This is a genomic window from Magnetococcales bacterium, from assembly GCA_015231925.1.
Taxonomy (GTDB): domain Bacteria; phylum Pseudomonadota; class Magnetococcia; order Magnetococcales; family JADGAQ01; genus JADGAQ01.
The window spans coordinates 1-8,753 of record JADGAQ010000175.1; the positions used below are offsets into that span (position 1 = coordinate 1).

The following is an 8,753-nucleotide window of genomic DNA, read 5'->3' on the forward strand; positions in this document are numbered from 1 at the left end:
TATGATAGGCCAAATTTGGGTTTTGGTTAATCGACTTCAGATGTCCCCATTCATATTTTATATACGTCAAATCCCAACCACCCTTCGCTGGTGAATTCCAGCAAAGTGGCAATGGAGTCCCTTCAATATGAAACATTGGCTTTCTGTCCTGGGCTTCGAACAGAGATCGAATTATATTGATAAGGATATTATGATCTCTTTTGGGGGAGATTTTGTAGCCGCATTTCTCCAGATGAATCCTTAATGTTTTGCAGAGCCTTTTGATATTCGAATCCATCAATTCATACTCATAAGCATCTTTACTATCTCTTATACTTTCTCTGCGCATCTCTAATGTTCTTTCATTATCGCCTTGCGCCATTTATGATTCTCCTTTGGTCTTATCTACCAAAAAAAAAGGGTCAGATGGAAACCCAACTGACCCTTCAATTTTATTGGTCGGGGTGACTGGACTCGAACCAGCGACCTCTGCGTCCCGAACGCAGCGCTCTAGCCAGACTGAGCTACACCCCGATAACGACAAGCCGCCCAATGTAAAACGGCTTAGTATTCCCGGTCAACGGAAAAATCGGCCAACAACAGCAATGCCTCTTTTTCCGGGGAGTGGGGGAAGGGTTCCAGAGCCTCTTTGGCGGCTTTGACGAACTCTTTGGCGCGGCTCATGGCATAGGCCAGGGAGCCCCGCTCCTGGACCAGACCGATGGCTTTGGCCAGACTGCCTTCCGGAAGCAGACCCCGCTCCAGGGCGGTTTCCCAGAAATGGCGCTCTTCCGGGGTGCCGTTGCGATAGGCGTGAATCACCGGCATGGTGATCTTGCCCTCCTGGAAGTCGTCGCCGATGGTTTTGCCCAGGGTTTCCTGCTTGGCCGAGTAGTCCAGGGAGTCGTCCACCACCTGATAGGCGATGCCGAGTTGCAGCCCGTAACGGGCCAGCCGCTCCTCCAGCTCGGGATGCTGTCCGGCGACGACCGCACCCAGCCGCGACGCGGCGGCAAACAGGGAAGCGGTCTTGTGTTCCACCACCTGCAGATAGCGCGTTTCGTCGGTTTTCAAATCGTTGCTGGCGACAAGCTGCATCACCTCGCCCTCCGAGATGATGGCGCAGGTGTCGGCCACGATCTTGAGAACCGCCAGGGAGCCGTGATTCACCAGCATCTGGAAAACCCGCGAGAAGAGAAAATCACCCACCAGCACCGGCGCCTTGTTGCCCCAGAGCGAATTGGCCGTGGCCCGACCACGACGGGTGTTGGACTTGTCCACCACATCGTCGTGCAGCAAGGTGGCGGTATGGATGAACTCGATTCCTGCCGCCATCAAGGCGTGATTTTCCCCCTGATAACCGCAAAGTCGGGCGCAAAGCAGGGTCAGCATGGGACGCAGCCGCTTGCCCCCTCCTTCGATGAGGTGGGTGCCCAGAGTGGGGATCAAGTCAACTTGACTGTCGAGTTGCTCCCGAATAATGCGATTGGTCTGATCCAGATCGGATCCGATCAAGGCGCGCAGTCGTTCGAGAACTTCGGAGGAAGATAGGGACATGGACGGATGTGAGAACTCGACGGTTGATTCTGTAACAATCCGGTCGTCAACGACGAACCGGTTCCAGGCACGCAACTTGTCAGCCGAAACCGGGAAATCCCGCGCCTCCGACCTGCCAAGACTCCAATTTGCCATAATCGCCTTGCGGAACTGGAACGGTCAAGAGATCATCTGCACGGAGAGGTGCGGAAATTTCTCCGGGGCAAGCCCCCGCCGCCAAGCCAAAATATTCCCTAAATATTCTTCCTTTTAATATGTTGTCTTTTAAATATCAAAAAAAGAAAATGTTCTATTCGTTGACTTTGTCATTTTGGTTTCCTAACCATAGCCTGAAGACTTGCATCACGGTTTTGCAAACAGCCTGGAGGTCGATCATGACAGCTCCTTCCTGGTTTTTGGGTGGCAAGCGCCTTTGTCTGGCTTCGGCCTCTCCGCGTCGTCGCGATCTTCTGGCGCAGGCGGGCGTTCCGTGCCGGGTGCAGCCGGTGGAGGTGGATGAATCCCCCCTGCCCGAGGAGAAGGCGGAAAGCTATGTGACCCGTCTGGCCCGGGCCAAGGCCCTGGCCATCGGGCCGATTGCCGAGGAGCTTGTCCTCGGGGCCGACACGGTGGTTGTACTCGACGAGGTGTTGCTGGGCAAGCCCGCCTCCCCGGAGGAGGCCAGGGCCACGTTGCGTCTTCTCGGCGGACGCGACCATCGGGTGCTGACCGGCGTTGCGGTTTGGCGTCCGGCGGATGGCGCCGTGCGGGAATGTATCGTGGAAAGCCGGGTGTGGTTCAAGGACCTCACCGAGGAGGAGATCGCCGCCTACGTTGATTGCGGAGAACCCCTGGACAAGGCGGGATCCTACGGTCTGCAGGGCGTCGGCGCTTTTCTGGTGGCCCGGCTGGAGGGATCCTGTTCCGGGGTGGCCGGTTTGCCTTTGTGCGAAAGTCTGGCTTTGTTGCAGGAGCTTGCATGGTCATGATGAGTTTTCATTGACATCCACTCAAACGGTGGCATAATTGCCGGTTCCCGGAATCCTGTACATCGTACATGATTCCGGAGGGGTTATGCGGTCCGGGGGAGAGACTTGCGCGGAAGTGATCCGTGGCGGATTCATCCAGGGATGGAACAGCAGCCGAAAACAGCCAGCTCGCTTTTTTAAGGAAACTGCCATGTATGCGGTAGTGAAAACAGGCGGAAAACAGTACCGGGTTACGGTAAACGATATCTTGCAGGTGGATCGCATTCCCGGGGACCAGGGCGCGGAAATCACCCTGGACGAGGTTCTGATGGTGGGTGGTGAAGAGGGCGAAGCCGCCGTCGGAGCCGCCGTGGCCGGCAAGAAGGTCAGCGCAACCATCATGCGCCAGATTCGCGGCAAGAAGATTCTGGTCTTCAAGAAGCGTCGCCGCAAGAATTACCGTCGGCGCAAGGGCCATCGGTCGGAACTGACCGAGCTGAAGATCACCGCCATCCAGTAACCCGACTCGACTTTCCGATGACAAGGAGAGAGCATCATGGCACACAAAAAATCCGGGGGTAGTACCCGTAACGGTCGTGATTCGGCAGGGCGTCGCCTCGGCGTCAAGAAGTATGGCGGCGAAGTGGTCATGCCCGGCAACATCATCGTGCGGCAACGGGGCACCAAAACCTTTCCCGGCCTGGGCGTCGGCATGGGCAGGGATCACACCCTGTTCGCCTTGACCGAGGGCAAGGTCACCTTCGCCCATCGTCATAATCGTCAGTTCGTGGACGTGGTGGCGGCGTAAGTCGACACCCCCCCGGCCCGGGCCGGGGGGTTCACGGTCTGTCGCATCAGGAGGACGAGAAAAGCGGGTAGACCGTTTTTCTCGTTTTTTCATCTATGTCGTTCCTCGATGAAGCCAAGATCCACCTCCAGTCCGGCGACGGTGGCAATGGCATTGTCAGCTTCCGGCGGGAAAAGAACATACCGCGAGGTGGCCCCGATGGTGGAGACGGGGGCCGGGGCGGTGATGTCGTTTTCCGGGCCGATCCCCAGTGCAATACCTTGCTGGCTTTTCACTATCGGCAGCATTTCCACGCCAAACGCGGGGCCAACGGTGCCGGCAAACGCCGTACCGGAGCATCGGCGCAACCGCTTGTGGTCTCGGTTCCCGTGGGAACCCTGGTGCGCAACGACGCCGATGGCACCCTGATCCACGACTTTTCCACTCCCGGCGAGGAGGTGGTTCTGCTGCCCGGCGGACGTGGAGGCGCGGGCAATCCCCATTTCCGCAGTTCGGTCAACCGGGCGCCCTACATCGCCAAGGACGGGGAGTCGGGCCAGGAGATGTGGGTGCGTCTGGAGTTGAAACTGCTGGCGGACATCGGTCTGGTCGGACTGCCCAACGCAGGCAAGTCCACCTTCATTTCCGCCGTTTCGGCGGCGCGTCCCAAAGTGGCCGACTATCCTTTCACCACCCTGGAACCCTGTCTCGGAGTGGTGCGCTTCGATGTCGATCTCGAATACGTCATTGCCGACATTCCGGGTTTGATCGAGGGAGCCAGCGAAGGGCAGGGATTGGGGCATACCTTCCTGCGTCATGTGGAGCGATGCGCCCTGTTGCTGCATCTGGTGGCTGCCGCATCCATGGACGAGAGCGATCCCCGGGACCACTTCGACATCATCAGCAACGAGTTGATGGCCTATTCCCCGAAACTGGCGGAAAAACCGCGTTGGGTGGTGCTTTCCCAGTGGGATCTGGTGCCGGAGGAGAAGCGGGCCAAGCTGTTGAAGCGCATGCGCAAATGGGTTGGCAAGAAGCGGCCTCTGTTTGCCGTGTCCGCTCTGAGCGGCGAAGGCATGGACGAGTTGCAGGAGGCCTTGGCCCAGCAGCTTCGGCAAGAGCGCGAGGAGAATCCGCGCCATTGGCGTCCCGCTCTGGAAGATGCCCCCACCCGGGCCGGGAATCTGCTGCAGAAGGATTGCGAAGAGGAGGATGACGAGGAGGAGGGGGACGATGAAGTCACCTGCATCTGGGTTCGGGAGTAAGGTGACCGGTTTGTCGAACCCCGGTGACGAAACCCTGGAATCCCGTCTGCGTCACGGCTGGCTTCGGGCGCGTCAGGCCCGGCGGGTGGTCATCAAGATCGGTTCCAACCTGTTGACCGGAGGGGGTTCCAGCCTGCGGCAGGAGTGGATCGATGCCCGGGCCGGAGAGATTGCCCGTTTGCGTGCCCAGGGCCGCCAGGTGGTGGTGGTCACCTCGGGCGCGGTGGCGGCGGGGCTGCCCAAACTGGGACTCAACCGTTCCCCCGCCTGTCTGCGGGAGAAACAGGCTGCTGCCGCCGCCGGTCAGGGTCTGCTCATGCGGTGTTATGCCGAAGCCTTCGCGCCTCACGGCATCCATGTGGGACAGATTCTGATCACCCGTGACGACGTGCATCACCGGCGGCGTTATCTCAATGCCCGGGATACCCTGATCACCCTTCTGGAACTGGGCCTCATCCCGGTGGTCAATGAAAACGATACCGTGGTCACTCTGGAACTGCGGGAGTTTTCCGATAACGACCGTTTGGCGGCCATGGTGGCCGGTTTGGTGGAAGCGGACATGTTGGTGCTGCTTTCCGATGTGGACGGTTTGTACAGCAAAAATCCCCGTCTTGATCCGAAGGCGCACCATTTGCCGCTGGTGGAACGCATCACTCCCGAGATCGAAAGCCTGGCGGGAGGCGCCGGCAGCGCCGTCGGCAAGGGGGGCATGGTGACCAAACTGGCCGCCGCCCGTATGGCGGCCCGCAGCGGTTGCCATACGGTGTTGACCAACGGCTTTCTGGACAACCCCGTTTCGCGTATCTTCGAGGGTGAGGGTCATCCGGGTACGCTGTTCCTGGCGCAGGGCAATCCCATCAGCAGTCGCAAACGCTGGATAGCCAACGGACTGGCGGCCACGGGAGAGCTGGTGCTGGATGGCGGAGCGGTGCTGGCCCTGTTGGCGGGCAAAAGCCTTCTGGCCAAGGGCATCGTGGCGGTGGAGGGTGGTTTCGACCGGGGTGATGCGGTGCATTGCCGTTCACCGGAGGGACGCATCATTGCTAAAGGTTTGGTTCATTATGATGCGGAGGAGTTGAAACGCATCAAGGGTCACCATTCCCGGGAGATTCGCACCATTTTGGGCAGTGACGCCGGGGAAGAGGTGATTCATCGCGACGATCTGGTGGTGTTGGAGACCTTTTCCGAAGGGGATGAAATTCTGCCGGAGGCCTGAATCCGTTGCCTTTTAATATTTTATCTTTTAAGTATCAAAAAAAGGAAATGTTCTGTCTTTTGACTTTATTTTTGATTTGTTAATAATATCTTGAAGAAATATTTCAAGAAAAAATATTATTCTGTTTAGTCTCTTGAAAGATTTATAAAATATAAAAAGTCAAAGGATAGAACATTTTCTTTTTTTGATACTTAAAAGATAAATATTAAAAGTCAAAAAATTGAAGTATATTCTGATCGGGTCGCGAAGGAGTTCCGTGCATGTCCACCGAAATCGAATCCATGATGACCACCATGGGCCGTCAGGCCCGCCAGGCCGCCCGTTTGCTGGCCTGCGCCTCCGGAGAAGTGAAGAATCGCGCCCTGGAGATCATGGCCGATCGTCTGCTGGAAAATTCCGGCCAACTTCAGGCGGAAAACGCCAAAGACCTCTCCGAGGCCCAACGCAACAACCTCCCCTCCGCCATGGTGGACCGCTTGCGCCTGACCACGGCGCGCATCGTGGAAATGGCCGAAGGCCTGCGCCAGGTTATCCAATTGCCGGATCCGGTTGGCGAAATCACCGAATTGCGCTCCCGGCCCAACGGCATGCAGGTGGGGCGCATGCGCATGCCCCTGGGCGTCATCGGCGTGATCTACGAATCGCGCCCCAACGTCACCGCCGACGCGGCGGGGCTGTGCCTCAAATCGGGCAACGCCGTGATCCTGCGCGGCGGTTCGGAAGCCATTCACTCCAACTGCGCCATCGCCGGATTGCTGTCCGATGGCCTGGAACGGGCGGGTCTGCCCCAGGAGGCGGTGCAGATCGTGGCCACCAGCGACCGCGCCGCAGTGGGCGCCCTGCTGAAGATGGATCGCTATGTGGATGTCATCATTCCCCGGGGTGGCAAGGGGCTTATCTCCCGCATCGTGGAAGAATCCCGCATCCCGGTGATCAAGCATCTGGACGGATTGTGCCACACCTACGTGGATGAAAGCGCCGATCTCGACATGGCGGAAGCCTTGACCTTCAACGGTAAAATGCAACGCACCGGGGTGTGCAACGCCACGGAGACGCTGCTGGTCCACGAGGCGGTGGCCGCCGAATTTCTGCCCCGCATGGCCAAAGTGCTGGCCGCGGCGGGGTGCGAAATGCGGGGTTGCCCACAAACCATCGCTTTGGTGGGCGCGGCGGCTTCGGTGGTTCCCGCCGGTGCGGAGGATTACGACACCGAATTTCTGGCCCCGATTCTGGCCATCCGGGTGGTGCCGAGCCTGGAAGCGGCCCTGGAACATATCGATCAGCACTCCTCCCGCCACACCGAAACCATCGTGACCCGGGATCATCAACGGGCCATGCGCTTTCTGCGGGAGGTCGACTCCTCCGCCGTCATGATCAACGCCTCCACCCGCTTCAACGACGGTTTCCAGTTCGGTTTGGGAGCGGAGATGGGCATCTCCACCGACAAACTGCACGTGCGCGGCCCGGTGGGCTTGGAAGGGTTGACGGCCCGGAAATATATCGTTCTCGGCAACGGACAACTGCGAAAATGAGTTTGCGCCTGGGTATCCTGGGGGGCTCCTTCGATCCACCGCACATTGGCCATTTGCGTCTGGCCATTGAGGTGAGAGAGAACCTTTCCCTGGACACCCTGTTGCTGGTTCCTTCGGGGAACCATCCGCTCAAGTCGGCGGCGACGGCGGCGGAACATCGTCTGGCCATGACGACACTGGCGGTGCAGGGGGTGCCGGGATTGGCGGTTTCGGATCGGGAAGCCGTGCGGGAGGGGCTCTCCTTCACCGTGGAGACTTTGCAGCAGCTGGGGCGAAGCCATGAGGGCGCGGAACTCTTCTTCCTGATGGGCAGCGATCTGGTCAGCGAGCTGCATCTCTGGAAGTCGTGGCAACGCTTGACCGAACTGGCCCGACTGGTGATTCTGACCCGCCCCGGTTTTCCTCTGGAGTGGTCGGCCACACCGGGGGGGGCCTTTTTGCAGGAGCATCTCGGCAAGGGCCGGGTTCTACTGCAGCCGGTGACGCTTCTGGACATCCGCTCCCGGCAGATTCGCGCCACACTTGCCAAGGGGGCCTCCATCCGCTTTCTGGTTCCGGAAGCGGTGGAACACTACATTCACACCCATCGACTCTATCGGGATGCCAATGACCAGTGACGAACTCGCCAAGGGCCTGCAACAGGCTCTGGAAGACAAAAAGGCCCTGAACATCCACGTCCTGGATCTGCGTGGCCGCTCCTCCTTCACCGACTATTTCATCCTGGCCACCGGGACTTCCGATACCCATCTGCGGGCCCTGGCCCAGGAGATGGATCGTTATGCCAGTGTCAACGGGGGCACGGTTCTGGGGGTTGAGGGGTTGATGCAGGCGGAGTGGATCCTGGTGGATCTGGAGGATGTGGTGGTGCATCTGTTCCGCAAGGAGGTGCGGGAGTTTTACGACCTGGAGAAGCTGTGGGCCGATCCGGTGGAGCAGTTGAACGCCATGCGCGACATGATGGCCAAGGGGGCGACCGGGTCCAAATGAGCCTGGTGTGGACGGTCCTGGCGTTGGGACGTGGCATGCCCGAGGGGGCGGCGGCCTTGTTCGTCGATTACCGTCAGCGGCTCAAGCGATTCGGGGAGTTGCGACTGATCGAAGTGGCGGAGCATCCGCGCCGGGAGGAGGGGGCGGCGGCAAGGGAGCTGGCGCTGCTCAAGGAGTGGGAACGCCTGGAACCGCTGCTGCCGCCGGGGGCGCCGGTCGTGGCCCTCGATTTGGAAGGAAAGCCGCTCACCTCGCTGCAATGGGCGCAGGCCCTGGAGCGTCATCGCCGGGAGGGAGCGCGACACCTCTGTTTTCTCATCGGCGGGCCGGACGGCCTGCACGCCCACGCTCTGGCCCGTTCCGACTGGCGGCTCTCCCTCGGGGCCATGACCTTTCCCCATCTGCTGGTCCGGGTTCTCCTGGCCGAGCAGCTTTACCGCGCCATGACCATCCTGCACAAGGTGCCGTATCATCGGTAGGATA

Annotated in this window: 11 protein-coding genes and 1 tRNA gene; 9 read left to right on the forward strand and 3 right to left on the reverse strand. The window is 59.4% G+C overall.

The window, feature by feature from the left end; genetic code table 11:
- From HQL56_15765 to HQL56_15775, 3 genes are all read right to left on the reverse strand, one after another.
- A partial coding sequence (locus tag HQL56_15765; GenBank protein ID MBF0310976.1) for a hypothetical protein occupies positions 1–361 on the reverse strand: 361 nt, incomplete at its 3' end.
- Between the two features lie 74 nt (positions 362–435).
- Positions 436–513, reverse strand: a tRNA-Pro gene (locus tag HQL56_15770).
- Positions 514–543: 30 nt separating this feature from the next.
- Positions 544–1,536, reverse strand: a complete 993-nt coding sequence (locus tag HQL56_15775) for a polyprenyl synthetase family protein (protein MBF0310977.1) — start codon at positions 1,534–1,536, stop codon at positions 544–546.
- A gap of 374 nt (positions 1,537–1,910) precedes the next feature.
- Here HQL56_15775 and maf point away from each other — a divergent pair, with 374 nt between their 5' ends.
- From maf to rlmH, 9 genes are all read left to right on the forward strand, one after another.
- A complete protein-coding gene (gene maf / locus HQL56_15780; GenBank protein MBF0310978.1) occupies positions 1,911–2,504 on the forward strand; it encodes a septum formation inhibitor Maf in 594 nt (197 codons plus the stop codon).
- A 190-nt stretch (positions 2,505–2,694) separates the two neighbouring features.
- Positions 2,695–3,003: a 50S ribosomal protein L21 gene (gene rplU, locus HQL56_15785; GenBank protein MBF0310979.1), complete on the forward strand. Its 309-nt coding sequence runs from the start codon at positions 2,695–2,697 to the stop codon at positions 3,001–3,003.
- A gap of 36 nt (positions 3,004–3,039) precedes the next feature.
- Entirely contained in the window at positions 3,040–3,291 is a 252-nt protein-coding gene (gene rpmA, locus HQL56_15790) for a 50S ribosomal protein L27 (protein MBF0310980.1), read from the forward strand.
- Positions 3,292–3,386: 95 nt separating this feature from the next.
- The gene (gene obgE, locus HQL56_15795) at positions 3,387–4,535 is read left to right on the forward strand and encodes a GTPase ObgE (protein ID MBF0310981.1); all 1,149 of its coding nucleotides are present in this window, start codon (positions 3,387–3,389) and stop codon (positions 4,533–4,535) included.
- A complete protein-coding gene (locus HQL56_15800; protein ID MBF0310982.1) occupies positions 4,504–5,751 on the forward strand; it encodes a glutamate 5-kinase in 1,248 nt (415 codons plus the stop codon). The genes obgE and HQL56_15800 overlap by 32 nt, the downstream gene beginning before the upstream one ends.
- 260 nt (positions 5,752–6,011) lie before the next feature.
- Entirely contained in the window at positions 6,012–7,283 is a 1,272-nt protein-coding gene (locus HQL56_15805; protein ID MBF0310983.1) for a glutamate-5-semialdehyde dehydrogenase, read from the forward strand.
- Positions 7,280–7,900 (forward strand): nicotinate (nicotinamide) nucleotide adenylyltransferase, encoded by a 621-nt coding sequence (gene nadD, locus HQL56_15810; protein MBF0310984.1) that lies wholly within the window; start codon positions 7,280–7,282, stop codon positions 7,898–7,900. The genes HQL56_15805 and nadD overlap by 4 nt, the downstream gene beginning before the upstream one ends.
- Positions 7,890–8,270 (forward strand): ribosome silencing factor, encoded by a 381-nt coding sequence (gene rsfS / locus HQL56_15815; protein ID MBF0310985.1) that lies wholly within the window; start codon positions 7,890–7,892, stop codon positions 8,268–8,270. Before nadD ends, rsfS begins: the two co-directional genes overlap by 11 nt.
- Positions 8,267–8,749 carry a 23S rRNA (pseudouridine(1915)-N(3))-methyltransferase RlmH gene (gene rlmH, locus HQL56_15820; GenBank protein ID MBF0310986.1) on the forward strand — a complete coding sequence of 161 codons (483 nt, stop codon included), beginning with the start codon at positions 8,267–8,269 and terminating at the stop codon, positions 8,747–8,749. Before rsfS ends, rlmH begins: the two co-directional genes overlap by 4 nt.
- The last annotated feature ends 4 nt before the right edge of the window (positions 8,750–8,753 follow it).

Excerpts from the sequence above, each read along its gene's own strand:
- HQL56_15775 (MBF0310977.1), bottom strand. The coding sequence starts at position 1,536 with ATGTCCCTATCTTCCTCCGAAGTTCTCGAACGACTGCGCGCCTTGATC.
- maf (MBF0310978.1), top strand. The coding sequence starts at position 1,911 with ATGACAGCTCCTTCCTGGTTTTTGGGTGGCAAGCGCCTTTGTCTGGCT.
- rplU (MBF0310979.1), top strand. The coding sequence starts at position 2,695 with ATGTATGCGGTAGTGAAAACAGGCGGAAAACAGTACCGGGTTACGGTA.
- rpmA (MBF0310980.1), top strand. The coding sequence starts at position 3,040 with ATGGCACACAAAAAATCCGGGGGTAGTACCCGTAACGGTCGTGATTCG.
- obgE (MBF0310981.1), top strand. The coding sequence starts at position 3,387 with ATGTCGTTCCTCGATGAAGCCAAGATCCACCTCCAGTCCGGCGACGGT.
- HQL56_15800 (MBF0310982.1), top strand. The coding sequence starts at position 4,504 with ATGAAGTCACCTGCATCTGGGTTCGGGAGTAAGGTGACCGGTTTGTCG.
- HQL56_15805 (MBF0310983.1), top strand. The coding sequence starts at position 6,012 with ATGTCCACCGAAATCGAATCCATGATGACCACCATGGGCCGTCAGGCC.
- nadD (MBF0310984.1), top strand. The coding sequence starts at position 7,280 with ATGAGTTTGCGCCTGGGTATCCTGGGGGGCTCCTTCGATCCACCGCAC.
- rsfS (MBF0310985.1), top strand. The coding sequence starts at position 7,890 with ATGACCAGTGACGAACTCGCCAAGGGCCTGCAACAGGCTCTGGAAGAC.
- rlmH (MBF0310986.1), top strand. The coding sequence starts at position 8,267 with ATGAGCCTGGTGTGGACGGTCCTGGCGTTGGGACGTGGCATGCCCGAG.